This window comes from Vibrio sp. PSi01 (genome assembly GCF_054960695.1).
On record NZ_JBHNYN010000014.1, the window covers coordinates 34071 to 55442 of the forward strand.

Genomic DNA, 21372 nt, shown 5'->3' on the forward strand with positions numbered 1-21372 from the left:
TAAAATGACATAACATCCTACTTAGTGATGATTTCTGGCCCCATCAACGTGGTTGGTAACCATGTTGATACCCAAGGTACGTAAGTTACGATAATCAGGAATAAGAACATCACGCCTACCCAAGGCAATGCCGCTTTCACCACGTTCATCATCGACATCTTGGCGACACCTGCTGTCACAAACAGATTAAGCCCCACAGGCGGCGTTATCATCCCTATCTCCATGTTCACCACCATCATGATACCTAGGTGAATAGGGTCGATGCCAAGTGCAATTGCAATTGGGAATACCAAAGGTGCTACGATGATCAGCAAGCCTGATGGCTCCATGAACTGCCCACCAATCAAGAGTAGAACGTTCACCACAATCAAGAAGGTGATCGGACCTAAGCCTGCAGAAAGCATAGACTCAGTGATCATCTGAGGAATGCGTTCCTCTGTCAGTACATGCTTAAGAATCAGAGCATTGGCAATGATAAACAGCAGCATGATCGTCAACTTGCCGGCATCATAGAGCGTGTCTTTGGTATCTTTATGGAAGAAGGTTTGGAACACCTTAACCAAAGCAGGCTTTGTATTCTTCTTGTCAGCGAAAGGCCCCATATCTTTATAGATAAAGTTGGCAATAAAGAACGCGTATACCGCTGCAACAGCCGCCGCTTCCGTCGGTGTAAAGATACCGCCGTAGATACCACCCAAAATGATGACAATCAGTAGCAGACCCCAACTTGCGTCTTTTGCTGCTGCGAACATCTCACCCCAGCCCACAAAAGGCTGTGCAGGAATCTTCTTAATACGTGCTGCAATGTAGATAGCAATCATCAACATCACACCTGCCAACAGGCCAGGAATCACGCCACCGAGGAACATACGACCTACAGATACATCCGTCGCCGCAGCGTAAACTACCATCACGATTGACGGTGGAATCAAGATACCCAAAGTACCCGCATTACAGATAACCCCTGCCGCGAACTCTTTTGTGTAGCCGTTTTTGATCATACCAGCGATAACAATACTACCGATTGCCACTACCGTTGCTGGAGACGATCCAGATAACGCTGCGAACATCATACATGCCACAACCGACGCCATCGCTAAACCGCCGCGGAACCAGCCGACCATTGCGATAGCAAAACGGATAATACGTTTCGCCACACCACCTGTAGACATGAAACTAGAGGCCAAGATAAAGAAAGGGATCGCTAAGAGTGTGTAGTGGCCTGCAAATGCATTAAACAGCGTTTGTGCAACCGAAGCTAGTGACGCATCAGAGTGCATCAACAAGAATATGACGCTCGATAAACCAAGGGAAATCGCAATTGGTACACCGACCAACATGAAAGCAATTACCATTAAAAATAGAAATAACATTGCCATGATTAGTCTTCCTTACCGTTAGATTTTGTACCCGACTCATTCGCCTTGTTTTGCTTAGTCGAATCCAATACCGCTGTCGCGTCTTCATCAGAACCCGCCAACACATCAGCTTTCAATGCATCCAGCTCTTCTTCGGCTTCATGGCCTGCAATCATGCGGTCAAGCTTGCCCGTCGCCACTTGATAAGCGATTTGGATGAATCGGAACGTCAGCATTGCCATACCAATAGGTAGTGCCATGTAAGGAATAAAACGTGGCAGTTTCTCGTATCGCTCACCTTCATTCATCCAGTCAGAAAGAAACTGAAGCATCTCGGGCATTGGAATATCATCGGTCTCATACCATGCACGATCGGTCGCGAACGGGTACCAATAATTCCAAGAACCGATAAGAAGTAGGATTGAAAAGGCCAGGCAGCTTGTAACGGCAATTAACGCATACATTTTACGTAGCTTTTCTGGGGCAAGGTTAATGATGACATCAACGCCAATGTGGAAGTGTTTTTTAACGCCATAAGATGCGCCCACTAACACCATCCAAGCGAACATGAACACTGTCAGTTCTAGTGCCCACAAGATATTGCCATTGAATGCGTATCTGAATACCACGTTGGCAAAAGTAAGTAGCGTCATTGCGCCAAGGAAAAATGCGATTAATGACTCTTCAATCACATCCGTAACTCTTCCGACTTTGGAAAAAAGAGAGGTTTCCAGTGCTGATTCGCTAGAATTTGGTTGTTCCATTTGAGGCTTTTCCATAATTGACTCCGCTTATAATTGTTTTAATAAGGAGTGGCGAAATGCACGCCACTCCCTTAGCGGTGTTATTGGTTTGAAGCTAACGCTGCATCGATAAGATCTGAACCGATGTCTTTTTCAAACTTCTTCCATACTGGTTGAAGTGCAGCTACCCATGCTTCACGCTGTTCAGGCGTAAGTGTACGAACCTCACCACCGGCTTCGATGATGTTATTCTTGTTCGCTAGGTTAACTTTTGAAGATTCTGCATTACGTGTTTCAGATACTTCTTGAACGATAGTACCAAGCTGTGTACGTACATCTTCAGGTAGGTCTTTCCAGAAGTCGTTTGACGTTACAACTAGGTAATCCAAGATACCGTGATTGGTTTCAGTTACGCCGTCTTGTACTTCAAAGAACTTCTTACCGTAGATGTTTGACCATGTGTTCTCTTGGCCATCGATAACCTTAGTTTGCAGGCCGCCGTATACTTCTTTAAAAGACATCTTCTGTGGATTAGCGCCTAGTTGTTCAAACTGAGCCACCAATACGTCTGATGCTTGAACACGGAATTTCAAACCTTTCGCGTCTTCAGGGCTAATAAGAGGTTTGTTCGCCGACATCTGTTTCATACCATTGTGCCAAAACGCTAGACCCTGTAGGCCACGACGCTTCATTGCATTTTTCAGCTTTTCACCAGATTCTGAGTTTTGGAAACGATCAACGGCTTCTACGTCTTCAAATAAAAAAGGAAGGTCAAAAATGCGGTATTTCTTAGTGAACTTCTCAAATTTAGACAGCGATGGCGCCGCCATTTGAACATCACCATTTAACAGGGCTTCCAGTACCTTATTATCATCGTAAAGTGTTGAGTTAGGGAAAACTTGCATACAAGCTTTGCCATTCATTTCCGTGTTTACTCGCTCTTCCAGTAAAGAAGCGGCGATGCCTTTCGGGTGCTTATCGGTATTGGTTACATGACTGAATTTAATCACGATTTCACCAGGGTCACAGTTTGCAGCAGCATTAAAACTGGTGAGCGCCAGAGCAGATACAGACAGTAGGGTAAGAGGCTTAAACATTATTATTCTCCTTAGTAAACAAAGCAGCCCTTCAATGGGAACTGCGTGCTTTCACTAAGGCAATTAGCGCGCCACGTTGAAACAAAACATTAACAAGCCTTTAACTACAAGGCTTCATCATAGTTGCCAACATCAGTCGCCAGTTGTTTGCAAAATTTAATGGGTGGGAAATGACACATAGAATATTTGTAAATGGGTGGGAGTTGACCAACGTATCACTAATGGATACAGCCGAATGAGGTCTGACCAAGAGCCACATTGCCGATGATGCCTTGAAGTAATTTCAACCTATCCTGTAGAGTGCTGCACAACTTAGCCAGATTTACCACTCCACTACTTAACAAGAGTTGATACCAATGAGTCAGATCTACCATCACCCAGTACAAATTTACTATGAAGATACCGATCACTCAGGTGTGGTTTATCACCCGAACTTTCTTAAATACTTCGAGCGTGCGCGCGAACATGTCTTGGGTAGCGATAAACTGGCAGAATTGTGGAATGAGCAAGGATTAGGTTTTGCGGTCTATAAAGCCAACATGACTTTTCAAGATGGAGTTGAGTTCGCTGAGATCTGCGACATCCGAACCTCTTTTGAACTCGATGGAAAATACAAAACGCTATGGCGACAAGAAGTGTGGCGCAAAGATGCAACTAAGCCTGCGGTGATTGGTGATATCGAAATGGTTTGCCTAGATAAAGACAAGCAACTGCAGCCCGTACCTGCCGAAGTATTAAAAGCGATGCTTGGCGAAACGAGCTAACTTCGTCTCACCAAACTAACTTAAAAGAGATGAGACAACGAAAAGGTTCTCATCTCTATCTGCATGGGTAGCAAATTTCCACCAAGGGTCACGGCAAAACGGTACTGGTCATCTAATCGCCCTAGGCAACATTGCCAACTTGTAGAAACATCGCTTTGTTCAGCAGAATCCAAATCCAACCTGATTCCATTATGTAGCCTAATTTCGCGATACAATCTAATTTCATCTTGCAAGTTTGGTTGAAAATCCGAAGCGTGAATTGGAAATGTTTGCTCCGTCAGATTGGAGAATTCGAACGAAAAGCTTCGCAACGATGTGGCTAACCCATGACCCGTCGCTTTGATGTACGACTCTTTCAACGCCCACAGATCGAAAAAACGCTCTCTCTGTTCTTCTTTGCTGAGCTCAAGTAAATCCGCCAATTCTTTATCTGAAAAGTAGTGCTTCATGATCGAGTCGATATTGGTCGAACTTCTTGCGTGTTCAATATCAACACCCAATTGAACTTGCTTCCCTTCTATCTGGCAAACTGCAATCAACAAATGTTCTTTGCTATGACTAATATTGAAATTTAACCCCGTCTTGAGTTGCTGTTCGGCGACTAAACTTGGCTTTCCTTTCTCGCCATATTCAAACCGCCACTCTTCTGGCTTCAAATCAGAATAGCAAGACAACACCTTTCTTAGATAGTTACGAACGTACAAAGCTTGAACCTGAGATGAGGGCATTCGATAGCGATCAACTTTGGCTATCTCATCCATCGTGAGCCTCTGTTTTAAGTACGACACGCTATCGATATCATCATGTAAATCACTCAGGGAGCAAAGCCACAAATCCACAATCGGTATTCCCATATCTCTAGCACTCATTTATTAAAATCACTCTCATCAAGCTATCAAAAAAACATTAAAACGAACAAATTTAACTCACCTATGATTTGCTATAAACATAGAGAAATCGGGAAGGAAACATCCTTCATATGAGAGCTTGGAACTTGATTTTAAAATAATAACAAATTAAAACATAGATCACACTCAGCCTTGTTAAACAGTCATCTATTAAACCTTACTTACAAAAACCTGACATAGATCTCACTAGGCCAAAAAATAGAGTATAAACACTAAAAAACAATTCATACCCATTAAATATCAATAAGTTAAATACAATAAAAATACAAAAATCAAAAACACATTCGATTCATCTGGTCTGAACAGATCATAGTGGCCGCTGGGAGCATTGTATCAACTACTCACCTCGGGTAGCCTGCTCAACCATTAAACAAATTCACACGTTTTTTTTGCGGATACCTGCTTTGCACAAAAGCAGTACTTTGGACAGGATTTTAATGGACATGACCCTCACATTCGAATGCTCTCTTCGCACATGAAACACCTCCCCTACTCTCGTAAGTCAACGCACTTCGAAAAACGAATTTCTATCTGGTTGCCGCCACTCAGCAACCTGAATTTTCAGCTGCGCTTCCCTAAGTCTGTTTCAGATTTTCTTTCTATAGCTTTAAAAGCGCAGCCTCAAAACACGACATCACTTTCTGTGATTTCTAGTGGAGACTCATAATGAGCCAACCCGAGACAAATACACCGGAACCAGTCGACGATTCTCGACTGAATAAACGCCTTAAAGATATGCCTGTCGCTATCGTTGGTATGGCGAGCATGTTTGCAAACTCTCGCTACCTGAATAAATTTTGGGATCTTATCAGCGAAAAGATCGATGCGATTACTGAAGTACCAGATACGCACTGGCGTCCAGAAGATTACTACGATTCAGATCGTACTACGCCAGACAAGTCTTACTGTAAGCGCGGTGGTTTCATCCCAGAAGTAGACTTCAACCCAATGGAGTTCGGTCTTCCGCCAAATATCCTAGAACTGACAGATACTTCACAGCTGCTTTCTTTGATCGTTGCAAAAGAAGTACTTGAAGATGCCAAACTGCCTGAAGGCTACGATCGCGATAAGATCGGTATCACGCTCGGTGTTGGTGGTGGTCAGAAGATCGCTCAAAGCCTAAATGCTCGTCTTCAGTACCCTGTTTTGAAAAAAGTCTTCAAGAGCAGTGGTATCAGCGACGACGACAGCGAAATGCTGATCAAAAAATTCCAAGACCAATACATCCACTGGGAAGAGAACTCATTCCCTGGTTCATTGGGTAACGTAATTTCAGGTCGTATTGCTAACCGCTTTGACCTTGGTGGCATCAACTGTGTCGTAGACGCTGCGTGTGCAGGTTCTCTAGCCGCAATGCGTATGGCTCTAAGTGAGCTAGTTGAAGGCCGCAGTGAAATGATGATCACAGGTGGTGTGTGTACTGATAACTCACCAACCATGTACATGAGCTTCTCTAAAACACCAGCATTCACTACTAATGAAACAATTCAACCTTTCGATATCGACTCAAAAGGGATGATGATTGGTGAAGGCATTGGCATGGTTGCTCTTAAGCGTCTTGAAGATGCAGAGCGCGACGGCGACAGAATTTACTCAGTGATTAAAGGTGTCGGTTCTTCTTCGGATGGTAAGTTCAAGAGTATTTACGCACCTCGCCCTGAAGGACAAGCAAAAGCACTAAAACGTGCTTACGATGATGCTGGTTTCGCACCGCACACACTTGGCCTTTTAGAAGCGCACGGTACAGGCACTGCTGCAGGTGATGTGGCTGAATTTGGTGGCTTAAACTCGGTATTCAGTGAGAACAATGAAGAGAAGCAACACATTGCGTTAGGCTCTGTGAAATCTCAAATTGGTCACACTAAATCAACCGCGGGTACTGCAGGTTTAATTAAAGCTGCATTAGCACTGCACCACAAAGTACTGCCGCCAACGATCAACGTATCGGCTCCGAATCCTAAGCTGGATATCGAGAACTCACCGTTCTACCTAAACACACAAACTCGTCCTTGGATGAAACGTGTCGACGGCACACCACGCCGTGCAGGTATCAGCTCATTTGGTTTTGGTGGTACTAACTTCCACGTGGTATTGGAAGAGTACACACCTGAGCACGCTCGCGGTGACAAATACCGTCAACGCCAAGTACCGCAAACTCTGTTATTCAGCGCAGAATCTCGTCAAGCATTGATCAATGAGCTCAAGCAGGTTTCAACACAAGCTGCAGACGCTGCGTTCAAGCTAGAAGCGCTTGCTGAGCAGCACGCTCTACGCGAAGTAGACGCTAAGCACGCTCGCCTTGGTTTAGTTGTAACTGACCAAGCAGACCTTCAAGCGCAACTGACTCAAGCAGTTTCTATGCTTGAGAGCCAAACCAAAACACATTGGCAGATGCCAAACGGTACTAGCTACCGTGAGTCGGCACTGATTGCAGAAAATAGTGCAGGTAAAGTGGCAGCGCTATTTGCAGGTCAAGGTTCGCAATACCTCAACATGGGTCGCGAACTTGCGTGTCACTACCCAGAGATGCGTCAACAGCTTGCTCAAGCGGATCAAGTATTTGGTCAGCACAAGAAAACGGCTCTGTCGCAAATTCTGTTCCCAATTCCAACCTTCACACCAGAAGCAACCAAAGCTCAAGAAGCGGTGTTAACCAACACGGCCAATGCTCAAAGTGCGATTGGTACTGTGTCTATGGGTCAGTTCGACATCATGACTCAAGCTGGCTTCAAAGCAGACATGGTCGCAGGCCACAGCTTTGGTGAGCTAAGCGCGTTATGTGCATCGGGTGTTATCTCGCAAGACGATTACTACCAGCTAGCTTTCGCTCGTGGCGATGCTATGGCGGCGACACCAGAACAAGGCGACAGCGGTACTATGTTTGCGGTCATCTTAGACGCAGACAAACTTCCAGCCGTTGAAAGCTGCATCAGCCAATTCGAAGGCGTGAGCATTGCCAACTACAACGCTCCGACTCAACTGGTTATTGCAGGTCCAACTGCGACGGTTCAACAAGCAGCACAAGCGCTAACAGAACAAGGCTTCAAAGCGATTGCTCTGCCAGTATCTGGCGCTTTCCACACACCACTTGTTGCTCACGCTCAAAAACCATTTGCTGCTGCAATTGATAAAGCTTCATTCAGCGCTCCAACGCTGCCGCTTTACTCGAACGCAACGGGCAAACTGCACAGCAAAGACGCGAAAGCGATTAAGAAAGCGTTCAAGCAACACATGCTGCAATCGGTTCGTTTCAGCGAGCAAATTGAAGCGATGTATGAAGCCGGTGCGCGTGTATTCGTTGAGTTCGGTCCGAAAAACATTCTTCAAAAGCTGGTTGAGAAAACATTGGCTGATAAGAACGAAGAGCTTTACGCAATCAGCATCAACCCAAGCCCTAAAGGCGACAGTGACCAACAGCTTCGTTTAGCTGCAGTTCAACTGTGCGTGGCAGGTGTTTCATTAGACAACATTGACCCTTACCAAGCTGACATTGCTGAACCTGCGAAGGCATCACCAATGAACATCAAGCTGAATGCAACCAACTACATCAGCCCTGCTACTCGTAAGAAAATGGATCAATCATTGGCTTCGGGCAACGTCACCGAAAAGACTGAGATTGTTGAAGTGAAAGTTGAAGTCGAGAAAATCGTGGAAAAAGAAGTGATCAAAACAGAAATCGTTGAAGTACCTGTGGCTGCTCCTCAAGCTTCAAATGTACAACAGTCAGCTGCTCTAGCACCAAGCGCACAAGTAGCAACAACAGCTCAGCAGCCTCAAGTGGTTCAAACAGCCCCGTCTAACGTAACGGTTGATGAATCTTCATTGCAGTCGTTCTTCAATGCTCAACAACAAGCAGCAGAAGTACATCAGCAGTTCTTGGCGATTCCTCAGCAATACGGTGACACATTCAACACCTTAATGTCTGAGCAAGCGAAAATGGCAACGGCAGGCGTAGCAATTCCTGAGAACCTTCAGCGTTCTATGGAAATGTTCCACCAGCACCAAGCTGAAACGCTAAAAGCTCACGCTCATTACCTAGAAATGCAAGCGCACAGCAACAACTCAGCACTTAATATGCTGACGCAAGGTTCAGTACAAACGGCACAACCAACCTTCGTTGCGCCAGTAAATGCTCAACCAGCGATTCAAGCTCCAACTACTCCAGCAGCTATCGTTCAACAGCCTGTAGCTCAAGTACAAGCGACTCCTGTACAAGCTCAGTCTGTTCAAGCTGCTCCGGTTCAAAATACAACAACTCAGAAAGCTCCACTACAGAAAGCCGTTCCTGCTCCACAAGTAGCCGCTCAAGCAGCAGCACCGGTCGCAGCTCAGCCTGTGCCAGTTAAAGCACAACCGTCTCCTGTAGCTGCACCTGTAGCAGTACAAACAGCCGATGCTGAAAAAGTGATGCTAGAAGTGGTCGCTGAGAAAACGGGTTACCCAACGGAAATGCTTGATCTAGAAATGGACATGGAAGCAGACCTTGGTATCGACTCAATCAAGCGCGTAGAGATCCTTGGTACCGTTCAAGACGAAATGCCGAATCTACCTGAGCTGAACCCTGAAGATTTAGCTGAGTGTCGTACTCTTGGTGAAATCGTTACTTACATGAACAGCAAGATGCCAACATCAGCGCCTGTTGCAGCACAGTCAAGCGCAGCCGCTCCTGTTCAAGCCGCTAACGGTCTTGATGCGAAAGTCGTTCAACAAACCATGCTAGAAGTGGTTGCTGAGAAGACAGGTTACCCAACGGAAATGCTTGATCTAGAAATGGATATGGAAGCAGACCTTGGTATCGATTCAATCAAGCGTGTTGAGATTCTTGGTACGGTTCAAGATGAACTGCCTACTCTTCCAGAGCTAAATCCTGAAGACTTAGCTGAGTGTCGCACTCTTGGCGAGATTGTTGACTACATGAACAGCAAGCTTCCAGCTTCGGCTCCCGTGTCTTCACAAGCAGCAGTAGTTGCTCCGGCAACAGCTAGCAATGGTCTAGATGCGGCTGTCGTTCAAAAAACCATGTTAGAAGTAGTAGCAGAGAAGACGGGCTACCCGACTGAAATGCTAGACCTAGCAATGGACATGGAAGCTGACCTTGGTATCGACTCAATCAAACGTGTTGAAATTCTAGGTACGGTTCAAGACGAGCTACCGACTCTTCCAGAGCTAAACCCTGAAGATCTCGCAGAGTGTCGTACTCTAGGTGAAATTGTTGACTACATGAACAGCAAGCTTCCTGCTTCTGCTCCAGTAGCGGCTCAAGTATCAGCACCAGTACAAGCAATATCAAACGGTTTAAACGCAGAACAAGTTCAAGGCACAATGCTGAGCGTAGTAGCGGATAAAACGGGCTACCCAACAGAAATGCTAGACCTAGCAATGGACATGGAAGCTGACCTTGGCATCGACTCAATCAAACGTGTTGAGATCCTTGGTACGGTTCAAGACCAGCTACCAACATTGCCAGAGCTGAATCCTGATGACCTAGCTGAGTGTCGTACTCTGGGTGAAATCGTTGACTACATGAACAGCAAGTTAGCTCCTAGTTCGGAAGCAGCGACAGTAGCTCCTGCTGCAGAAGTAGAGGCAATTGTAGAAAGCGCAAGCAACGACCTAAACCCAGCTCACGTTCAATCAACAATGATGGAAGTGGTTGCCGACAAAACAGGCTACCCAGCAGAAATGCTCGACCTAGCGATGGACATGGAAGCAGACCTTGGTATCGACTCAATCAAACGCGTTGAGATCTTGGGTACGGTTCAAGACCAGCTACCAACGCTGCCAGAGCTAAACCCTGAAGACTTAGCTGAGTGTCGGACTCTTGGTGAAATCGTTACCTACATGCAAAGCAAGCTATCCGCTGCTGCACCTGTAGCGACTGCTAAAGCTGAATCAGTAACGCCTATCGCAGAAACAGCGACAGCGGAACTTCCTCCACACAATGAGGTAGCGCTAAAAAAGCTACCAGCGGCAGATAAACTCGTCGATTGTTTCTCAAAAGACGCTTGTGTCGTGATCACAGATGATGGTCACAACGCTGGTGTTCTAGCAGAAAAGTTGACCGCTAACGGCATTCAAGTTGCTGTAGTGCGTAGTGCTCTTTCTGCCGCGTCACCTTTAAACAGTGAAATCGCAAGCTACACACTCAACAGCGTCGATGATGCTGGTGTGACAGCTGTGATTAACGACATCGAAGCAGACCTTAAAACGTCGAACAAAGTGATTGCTGGCTTCATTCATTTACAAGCTATCGTTGATGCTAAACAAAGCAACGAGCAAGCGGTTAACTTGAATGTAGACTCAAGAGCTTCACTGACGACAGCGTTCTTATTCGCCAAGCACCTAAATGGCCAACTGAATGCCGTTTCTGGTCGTAGCGTGTTCTTCACACTAAGCCGTATCGATGGTGGCTTTGGTTACCTAGATGCTAAGCAATTAGCGAATGCAGAACTTAACCAAGCGGCGCTGTCTGGTCTCACTAAGACACTGAGCCATGAATGGTCAAACGTGTTCTGCCGTGCATTGGATGCTGACGCTTCTATTGATGCTCGTCACCTAGCTGAAGCTATCACAGGCGAACTGTTCGATATCGATACCAACACCGTTGAAATCGGCCTTAGCCATGCGGAAAACGGTGAATCTGGTCGTGCAACACTGATTGCGACAACACCAGGCGCTGCACAAACTAAAAACACAGGCGCTCAACTCACCAAGAGCGACAAAGTTCTGGTGACGGGTGGCGCTAAAGGCGTGACGTTTGAATGTGCACTGACGCTTGCTAAGCAATGTAAGTCTCACTTCATTCTTGCAGGTCGTAGTAAGCATATTACTTCAGCTGAGCTACCTCAGTGGGCACAAGGCAAGCAAGAGAAAGAGCTAAAACCAGCGGCTATCGCTCACCTACAAGCGACGGGTGATAAGCCAACGCCGAAAAAAGTTGATGCCTTGCTAAAACCGGTATTGAGCAGCCTTGAAATAAACGCAGCACTTGCCGCTTTCAACGAGATTGGCGCGAGTGCTGAATACCTAAGCCTAGATGTATCGAACCATGAGTCAGTAGCAAAAACGCTGGCGAATTTCGAAGGCATCACAGGTCTTATCCACGGTGCAGGCGTACTAGCTGACAAGCACATTCAAGATAAAACACTTGATGAACTGAACATGGTTTACGGCACGAAAGTGGGCGGACTAGAAGCGGTTCTTGGTGGTCTTGATAGCAGCAAGCTAAAACTGATTGCGATGTTCTCTTCGGCGGCGGGTTTCTACGGAAACACAGGCCAAAGTGATTACTCGATGTCTAACGAGATCCTAAACAAAGCGGCTCTGCAGCTGTCTGCTCGTAACCCTCAAGCAAAAGTGATGAGCTTCAACTGGGGACCGTGGGACGGTGGCATGGTAAACGCAGCACTGAAACGTATGTTTACAGAGCGCGGTGTGTACGTGATTCCTCTTCAGGCGGGTGCAGAGCTATTTAGTTCTCAACTACTGAACGAAACTGGCATTCAATTGCTGGTTGGTACGAGCATGCAAGGTTCTGACAACAAGGAAGCTGCTGTAAAAAAGCTTAATGCGGAGTCTGTGCATCTTGCAAAGAGTCCGCTGAATACAAACATCACTGTGACACGTCATCTTGATCCAAAGGCATTGCCTTTCATTCAAGATCACTGCATTGCCGGTAACCCAGTGTTACCGACAGTGTGTGCCATCCAATGGATGCGTGAAGTCGCAGAGCAACTGTTAGGGGTGAACGTTAGCGTTCACAACTACAAACTGCTGAAAGGTGTGATTTTTGATACCGATGAAGTGCAAGAGCTGAAACTGGTTCTTTCTTCTGATGCTAAATCAAAAGATCAGCTAAAAGCGGTGATCAGTTGCCAAGGGCGACCACAGTATCAAGCTCAGTTGCAAGTTGCCTCTATGCAAGTGTCTGAAGATGTTCAACAAGCGTCAGTAAAACGCTTTGAGGCCAACACTTCAGCACCTGTAACAACGGCACAAGTTCTATACAGTGACGGCACTCTGTTTCACGGACCAAGACTGCAAGGTATTACCTCAGTTGAACGCTTTGACTACTTAGGCTTATTGGCTCAATGCCAGTTGCCTCAGATTGAAAACAGCGACTGCGGATCATTTATTCCTAAGCAAGGTTTTGGCGATAGCCAGCCATTTGCTGAAGATTATCTGTTGCAAGCCATGTTGGTGTGGGCTCGATTGAAATACGGCGCGGCAAGCCTACCGTCTGCAATCGGTGAGTTTATTTGTTACGCACCGATGCACAATGGTGACCAAGGTTGGCTAGAGCTGAGCGTGATAAAAAGCACGGCTCGTTCGCTGCAAGCTGATATCTCGCTTTACCACCAAGATGGTCGTTTAAGCGCAGTAATGAAAGGTGCAAAAGTCACCATCAGCAAGAGCTTAAACGACGCATTTTTGCCGAAGTCTAGCTCAGCAGTATCGAAGAAAGAAGCGACTAAGAACCCAGAAAAGGAGCAATTGTCATAGTGACTGTTCCTTCTAATAAAGCGATGCCATTACGCATCGCTCTTTTAGCTCAGCCAGCAAATGCGGCTGAGCTTTCTGCCGACTTATTCCCCTCGTTCCCAGACATAATGACTGTTGTGGTTGATGGCAATTTTAATCAAGCACTTACTCAAGCGATTGAGGCAGTCAATCAAGGCAGTATGGTTAAGCTTTGTTTGGATTCTCACTCACCATCATTGTTGATGTTGAGTGCGCTGATCGCTGCTCAGAATAAGATTCACCCACACGCGAATTTAGCGGGCTTTGTCGAAGCTCTCGATCTAAATAATGGAGATAGCGTTCAGCTTGCTCTAGAGATGTCACGCCGCCCCGCTTCAGACTTAAGCCATCAACAACAATATTCTGCACTTTCTGCTTCGCAGCAGTTTGATGAGTTGGTGAATATAGTTGAGGCGATATCGAGCCGTTCATTACCTAACCATTACTGGTTCACTGAGCCGAACAAAGCACGTGTTGCTGCGTTAACCTTCAGCGAAAAAAACAAGAAATCCACCAGCCTGATATTGACTCAAGCAACCGGTTTGCAAGAACCAAAGCCACTGCTATCCAGCGAACGTTTGATGTTTGTGGTTTCTGGCAATGACCAAGTTGAATTGGTTTCTAAGTTAACCTCGTTAAGAGAAGAGCTTAAATGCATTAGCGATTCTGCGGACAGCGAACTTGCTATCGCCAACTTGATGCATTCAAACCTAAGCCACTTCCAAAGCGTTCAGCACAATGCTGGCGTTGGTGCGAACATCGTGATTCAAGCGGCTTCAATTGAGGCTGCAATACAAGAGATCACTGCGCTAGAAAATGCGTTGCCAAAAGTAATGGCTGACAATAGCCAATACAAAACGCCAGCGGGCAGTTGTTTCTCACCGAAGCCTCAAAGCAAAGGTGGCGTTACATTTGTTTACCCTGGTGTTGGCACGGTTTATCCCGGTATGTTGCGCGAATTTCACCACCATTTCCCACAGTTATTTGCTCGCTTAGAACGCGAAGGTAACTTGAAAGAGATGCTACAGGCTGAAAAAACCTACGCTGACGACGCGCAAGAAATGTCGCTCAGTGAACTGGCAATTGCCGGTGTCGGCAGTAGTTATCTGTTAACACAACTGCTATGTGATGAATTCAAAGTACAGCCAGATTTCGCTTTGGGTTACTCCAAGGGTGAAGCCTCCATGTGGGCGAGCTTAAATGTTTGGAAAAACCCACATGCGCTGATTGAGATGACTCAAACTAGCCCTATTTTCACGACGGCTATTTCTGGTGAACTCACCGCAGTGCGTCAAGATTGGCAGCTGAACGACGACGAAAGCATCCAATGGAACAGCTTTGTGGTTCGCAGTGATGCGCAAGCGATTGAGGCTCTGTTACCAGAGTTTCCGCGTGCTTATCTCGCTATCATCCAAGGTGATACTTGCGTGCTAGCAGGTTGTGAAAGCTCATGTCGTGCATTGCTCAAGAAACTGGGTAAACGTGGCATTGCCGCTAACCGTGTTACTGCAATGCACACCACGCCAGCGTTGAGCCAGCATAGCCAAGTGCAAGAGTTTTACACGCAACCACTGTTCGACGAGTTGCCAAAGCATATCCGCTTTATCAGCGCAGCAGGTCTACCGACTGGCGCACCAATCAATATCGACAGCGACAGCATCGCCCTTTCGATTGCCGACACTTTCTGTTCAACGCTGGATTTCACCGCGTTGATCCAGAGTGCACGTCAACAAGGTGCTCGCCTGTTTGTAGAAGTCGGTGCCGATCGTCAAACTAGCACATTGATCGACAAGATCAATCGTAGCGACAACGTAGCCGACCAATACTGCACAATCGCTTCCAATGCCAAAGGTGGTGACGATATTGTCACGCTCATCAAGTGCATTGGTCAGCTCATTACTCATCAAATTCCATTGTCTGTCGAGCCAATTATTCAAGGGCTAGAACAACAGGTCACCGCCGCTAAGCAATTAAGTGGTGTATCTCAAGGCAGCGCAGTGAATCATCAAGGAGAGCTAGTATGAGTTCTCAATCGAAGCCATCTCAAGATCAAGCTCAGGCTCAAGCTAAGAATAAGCAGCAAGTGAAGTGCAATAAGATCGCGATTGTTGGTATTGCTAACCAATACCCAGAAGCGGATACACCAAAAGACTTTTGGCAAAACTTGCTGAATAAAAAAGATTCTCGGACCACATTAAGCGCTGAAAAGTTAGGTGCTAAGCCTGAAAGCTATCAGGGTGTGCAAGGTGAATCAGACCGCTTTTACTGTGACAAAGGCGGCTACATCGAAAACTTCAATTTCGATAGCAATGGCTACCGCTTAACAGCAGAATCGTTCAACGGTGTTGACCAGAGTTTCCTATGGGCTTTGGATACCAGCCGTAAGGCGTTAGTCGACGCAGGCATTGATCTGAATTCCGATGTTTTAGAGCGTACCGGCGTGATCATGGGTGCCCTTTCGTTCCCAACTACACGCTCAAACGACCTGTTTCTGCCGATGTATCACTCGGTGGTCGAAAAAGCACTGAAAGATAAATTAGCTAATGACCAGTTTTCACTGCTACCAACCAATGAAACCGCGCAAGACCTCAACTCTATCAATGGTGCTGCAGCACATAATGCCTCTAAATTAGTGGCTGATGCATTGGGTCTAGGCAACGTGCAACTTAGCCTAGACGCGGCATGTGCAAGCTCAGTGTATTCATTGAAGTTAGCCTGTGATTACTTGAATACGGGCAAGGCCGACATGATGTTGGCAGGCGCGGTATCCGGTGCTGACCCATTCTTTATCAACATGGGTTTTTCCATTTTCCACGCTTACCCTGACCACGGTGTGTCGGTTCCGTTTGATAGCAACAGTAAAGGTCTATTTGCTGGCGAAGGTGCCGGTGTTTTAGTCCTAAAACGCTTAGCTGATGCAGAGCGTGATGGCGACAACATTTACGCAGTCGTCAGCGGTATTGGCTTGTCGAACGATGGTCGTGGTCAGTTCGTATTAAGCCCAAATAGCAAAGGGCAAGTCCAAGCCTTTGAACGCGCTTACGAAGCATCAAACCTAACACCAGACAGCATTGAGGTGATTGAGTGTCACGCAACCGGCACACCATTAGGTGACAAGGTTGAGTTAACCTCAATGGAGCGTTTCTTTGCTGACAAATTGAATGGTTCTAATCCGCCATTGATTGGCTCTGCGAAGTCCAACCTCGGTCACTTGCTGACTGCAGCCGGCATGCCGGGGATCATGAAGATGATCTTTGCGATGAAAGAAGGAGTGCTTCCTCCAAGTATTAATTTGGACAAGCCACTATCGTCGCCAGAAGGTTTATTTGGTTCACAGACCCTGCCAACGCAGGTTCAACCTTGGCCAAGTAAAGCGGGCAACCCAGAGCGCTGTGCGGGTGTTTCTGTATTTGGTTTCGGTGGTTGTAATGCTCACTTACTGCTTGAAGCGTATTCAGACACCAGTCATGTAAACCAGACTCTAGAGTCAGCGTCTCCAAGCCTACAGCCGTCTAATTTAAGCATTACTGGTCTCGCGTCTCACTTCGGTTCTCTGCAAAGTATCAAGACGCTAAGCACTGCGATTGAGACCAACAACGATGCTTTCATTGCTTTGCCTAAGAAACGCTGGAAAGGCTTAGACCAACATCTAGAACTACTGAATCAGTTTGGTTTACATGGTATTCCAAACGGAGCGTACATCGATCAATTCGATCTCGATTTCCTACGCTTCAAAGTGCCGCCGAATGAAGATGACCGTTTGATCTCTCAGCAGTTGCTACTGATGAAAGTTGCAGACGAAGCCATCAAAGACGCCAAGCTCGTGGCAGGCCAAAAGGTTGCAGTACTGGTAGCGATGGAAACAGAGCTTGAAATGCACCAATTCCGTGGACGCGTAAACCTGCATAGCCAATTGGCTGACAGCTTTACCAACATGGGGATTGAGCTAACACAAGATGAATACCAATCGCTAGAAACCATCGCGATGGACAGTGTGATGGACGCAGCCAAGCTGAACCAATACACCAGTTTCATTGGTAACATCATGGCTTCGCGTATCTCTTCACTGTGGGACTTTAACGGCCCTGCCTTTACGATTTCAGCCGCTGAACAGTCGGTTGCTCGTTGTATCGATGTCGCGCAAAACCTAATGTCGCAAGAATCAATGGACGCAGTCGTGATTGCAGCCGTTGACCTTAGTGGCAGTGCAGAACATGTGATTCTGAAGAACAGCGTCAGCCCAGTGTCACTTGCTCCAAAATTCGGACAACCGCAAGACGGTAGTTGGAATGTGGGCGAAGGCGCAGGTGCAATTGTTCTTGTTGAAGAAAGCCGAGTAGCGCGCAACCAAGACGCTGCTTACGGCAGCATCAACGCATTGGCCTTTGGTTCAAGCGAGAATAACAACGCCGTGGCTGATGAGTTATTGACTCAAGTCGGTATGAGCTCGAACGATGTTTCTCTGCTTGAGCTTAACCATGCACCTGAATCTTCATTACATCAGTCTTCGTCATATCAGTCTTCGTCTCTAAGTTTAGCGAGCACAAGGACGACTCAAGCGAGTCTACGTGTTGGGCACTGCTCCGCAGCTTCTGGCATGGCAAGCCTGCTACACGGTCTGCTCAACCTGAACCTTGAGTCTCTGAATCCAAATGTCAGCTCTAAGAACGCGATTGTTGCCAACATCAGCGAAGGACAATGTTCACAGCTGCTAATAAGCCAGTCGAGTGTTGAATCTCAATCACTATCGGTTCGTTTAAGCAGTGAACTGGCGAGTGATGCTAAACGTCAATTGGTTAAGCAAGTGACTCTCGGTGGTCGCGATATCTATCAACATATTGCCCAAACCCCAGTGACTAACTTAGCAACGATTCAACAGAAAGCTTCTGGTAAACAAGCAGCAAGAGTGGCGTCGGTTCCAACGACAGCAAGCATTCAAGCAGCTCTTGTGCAAAAAGAGTTAGAGAAGAAAGCATTAGCGCAGAACGCGGTAGAGCCAGCAATCGAAACTCCTACATCAGTATCCCCTACTCTGGCGCCAACTCGCCACAGTCAGCTAACAGGTAACCACAGCAATATGACTCATGTCCTATCCGCTAAAAATGGCGTATCAAACATCAACGCTAATACGGATGCAGCATCACAGCCGTCTGTAACACCACACAACCAAGCTTTTGCTCAAAACCAGCAAGCAGCGCAGCAAGTGCACAAAGCATTCTTGCACACTCGTGCCCAAGGCATGCAGATGGCTGATGCACTATTAAAAGCACAGCTAAACGCCGTTACGTCTGGTTTAGAGAACAATGCCATTTCTCAACAAACGAATGGTCAACAAACATCAGTTCAGCCTGTTCAAGCTCAACCAGCTCAGGTTCAGTCAACACCAGTAAAACCTATCCGTAAGCCATGTATCTGGGATTATGATGATCTGGTTGAATACGCTGAAGGCGACATCGCCAACGTATTTGGCCCTGATTACGCGATCATCGATAGCTACTCGCGCCGCGTTCGCTTGCCAACTACCGACTACCTATTGGTATCTCGTGTAACCAAGCTCAACGCGACCGTCAACGAGTACAAGCCAAGCACAATGACTACCGAATACGACATTCCTGTTGATGCGCCGTATCTTGTTGATGGCCAGATCCCTTGGGCTGTTGCGGTAGAATCTGGTCAGTGTGACCTAATGCTGATCAGCTACTTAGGCATTGATTTTGAAAACAAAGGCGAGCGTGTTTATCGCCTGCTTGATTGTACGCTGACCTTCCTTGGCGACTTGCCTCGTGGTGGCGATACGCTGCGTTACGATATCTCAATCAACAACTTTGCTCGCAATGGCGATACGTTGCTGTTCTTCTTCTCGTACGAGTGTTTCGTTGGCGACAAGATGATCCTGAAAATGGACAACGGTTGTGCGGGCTTCTTCACTGATGAAGAGCTAGCAGACGGCAAGGGTGTGATTCACACTGAAGATGAAATCAAGGCGCGTAAGCTGGCAACTAAGCAACGCTTCGACCCTATGCTGCACTGCCCTAAAACTCAGTTTAACCACCAAGAGCTGCGCCACCTACTGACTGCAAACATCGCAGAGTGTTTTGGCCCAACTCACCAATCCAATAGCCACCAGCCTTCTTTGTGCTTCAGCTCAGAGAAGTTCATGATGATCGAAAAGGTTAGCCGTGTTGAACCACAAGGTGGCACATGGGGACTTGGTCTGATTGAAGGTCACAAACAGCTAGAGCCTGAGCACTGGTACTTCCCTTGTCACTTCAAAGATGACTCAGTAATGGCTGGATCTTTGATGGCAGAAGGTTGTGGTCAACTACTGCAATTCTTCATGATGCACCTTGGCATGCACACGCTTGTTCAAAATGGCCGTTTCCAACCGCTTGAAAATGCCCCTCAACAAGTACGTTGCCGTGGTCAAGTTCTACCACAATCGGCAGAACTGACTTACCGCATGGAAGTGACTGAGATTGGTCTAAGCCCTCGCCCATACGCGAAAGCTAACATCGATATTTTGCTCAACGGCAAAGTGATTGTTGATTTCCAAAACTTGGGTGTGATGATCAAAGAAGACGACGAATGTACCCGTTACCAGCCTTCTTTAGAGACGACTGAAACGGTTATCACAACACCTGCGTTGCAGAATGAAGTTCAGCACATTGCTCAAACGCCAGCAGTGAACCAACAGGCTTCAGCGAATGCACCACTCATGGCGCAAATTGAAGACCTAGCAACAGCGCCAAATAAAGGTGTGGTTCCTCTTCAACACGTTGAAGCTCCGGTAACGCCTGATTACCCAAACCGCACACCTGATACGGTTCCATTCACGCCTTATCACATGTTCGAATTCGCGACTGGTGATATTGAGAAATGTTTCGGTCCTGATTTCTCTATCTACCGTGGCATGATTCCACCACGTACTCCGTGTGGCGACCTACAGCTAACCACTCGTGTTGTTGAGATCGATGGCAAGCGTGGTGACTTCAAAAAGCCTTCATCATGTATCGCTGAATACGAAGTGCCAGAAAACGCATGGTACTTTGATGAAAACAGCCATCACACCTTGATGCCTTACTCGGTATTGATGGAAATTTCATTGCAGCCAAACGGCTTCATCTCAGGCTACATGGGCACCACTCTGGGCTTCCCAGGTGAAGAACTGTTTTTCCGTAACCTAGACGGCAGCGGCAAAATGCTGCGTAACGTCGATTTACGTGGCAAAACGATCACCAACGATTCTCGCCTGCTTTCAACCGTAATGATGGGCACCAACATCGTACAGAGCTTTAGCTTCGAACTGAGCACCGATGGCGTGCCGTTCTACCAAGGTACAGCGGTATTTGGTTACTTCAAAGGTGCAGCACTGAAAGACCAACTTGGTTTGGACAACGGTAAGGTGACCCACCCTTGGCACGTTGATAACAACCGTACACCGGATGTAAACATCAATCTGTTAGACAAAACGACGCGTTACTTCAATGCACCCGTTTCGGCTACTGGCCAAGTGCAAGAGCACTACAAATTGGCTGGCGGTCGCTTGAACTTTATCGATACGGTGCAGATCACCAGCGATGGTGGTAAAGACGGTCTGGGTTACCTATACGCTGAGCGTACGATTGACCCAAGCGATTGGTTCTTCCAGTTCCACTTCCACCAAGATCCGGTAATGCCAGGTTCTCTAGGTGTCGAAGCGATCATCGAACTGATGCAAACCTACGCTCTAAATAAAGATCTTGGTGCTGGCTTCCGCAATCCTAAGTTTGGTCAAATCCAATCTGAAGTGAAGTGGAAATACCGTGGTCAGATTAACCCTCTGAACAAACAGATGTCACTGGATGTACACATCACTGCAATCAAAGACGAAGACGGCAAACGCATCATCGTTGGCGACGCAAACCTGAGCAAAGATGGTTTGCGTATTTACGAAGTGAAAGACATCGCGATTTGTATCGAAGAAGCATAAGCCTGACAGAGAA

9 protein-coding genes are annotated in these 21372 nt (G+C 46.8%); 5 read left to right on the forward strand and 4 right to left on the reverse strand.

All coding sequences use genetic code 11. The annotated features are described in order from the left end of the window. Positions 1 to 17: 17 nt before the first annotated feature. The 3 genes from ACFI6G_RS16830 to ACFI6G_RS16840 all read right to left on the reverse strand — a co-directional run bounded on the left by ACFI6G_RS16830 (position 18) and on the right by ACFI6G_RS16840 (position 3198). A complete protein-coding gene (locus tag ACFI6G_RS16830) occupies positions 18 to 1379 on the reverse strand; it encodes a TRAP transporter large permease (RefSeq protein WP_004736074.1) in 1362 nt (453 codons plus the stop codon). A 2-nt stretch (positions 1380 to 1381) separates the two neighbouring features. Next, complete coding sequence (locus tag ACFI6G_RS16835) at positions 1382 to 2137, reverse strand: TRAP transporter small permease (RefSeq protein WP_016789153.1); 756 nt, start codon at positions 2135 to 2137, stop codon at positions 1382 to 1384. Positions 2138 to 2202: 65 nt separating this feature from the next. After that, positions 2203 to 3198 (reverse strand): TRAP transporter substrate-binding protein, encoded by a 996-nt coding sequence (locus ACFI6G_RS16840; RefSeq protein ID WP_016788636.1) that lies wholly within the window; start codon positions 3196 to 3198, stop codon positions 2203 to 2205. 356 nt (positions 3199 to 3554) lie between these two features. On the opposite strand from ACFI6G_RS16840, the gene ACFI6G_RS16845 reads away from it, so the two are divergent. Then, a complete protein-coding gene (locus ACFI6G_RS16845; RefSeq protein WP_016767075.1) occupies positions 3555 to 3962 on the forward strand; it encodes a thioesterase family protein in 408 nt (135 codons plus the stop codon). A gap of 20 nt (positions 3963 to 3982) precedes the next feature. Here the strand turns inward: ACFI6G_RS16845 and ACFI6G_RS16850 are convergent, their stop codons facing one another. After that, on the reverse strand, positions 3983 to 4816 hold the full coding sequence (locus ACFI6G_RS16850; protein WP_016789154.1) for a 4'-phosphopantetheinyl transferase family protein: 834 nt from the start codon (positions 4814 to 4816) through the stop codon (positions 3983 to 3985). A gap of 529 nt (positions 4817 to 5345) precedes the next feature. On the opposite strand from ACFI6G_RS16850, the gene ACFI6G_RS16855 reads away from it, so the two are divergent. Genes ACFI6G_RS16855 through ACFI6G_RS16870 form a run of 4 tightly spaced genes read left to right on the forward strand, consistent with a single transcriptional unit; the run spans position 5346 to position 21359 of the window. Then, complete coding sequence (locus tag ACFI6G_RS16855; protein ID WP_022570833.1) at positions 5346 to 5537, forward strand: hypothetical protein; 192 nt, start codon at positions 5346 to 5348, stop codon at positions 5535 to 5537. Further along, complete coding sequence (locus ACFI6G_RS16860) at positions 5537 to 13372, forward strand: phosphopantetheine-binding protein (protein ID WP_462710357.1); 7836 nt, start codon at positions 5537 to 5539, stop codon at positions 13370 to 13372. The genes ACFI6G_RS16855 and ACFI6G_RS16860 overlap by 1 nt, the downstream gene beginning before the upstream one ends. Continuing rightward, positions 13372 to 15414, forward strand: a complete 2043-nt coding sequence (locus ACFI6G_RS16865) for a PfaB family protein (RefSeq protein WP_016789156.1) — start codon at positions 13372 to 13374, stop codon at positions 15412 to 15414. The genes ACFI6G_RS16860 and ACFI6G_RS16865 overlap by 1 nt, the downstream gene beginning before the upstream one ends. Continuing rightward, positions 15411 to 21359: a hotdog fold thioesterase gene (locus tag ACFI6G_RS16870; protein WP_462710358.1), complete on the forward strand. Its 5949-nt coding sequence runs from the start codon at positions 15411 to 15413 to the stop codon at positions 21357 to 21359. The genes ACFI6G_RS16865 and ACFI6G_RS16870 overlap by 4 nt, the downstream gene beginning before the upstream one ends. The last annotated feature ends 13 nt before the right edge of the window (positions 21360 to 21372 follow it).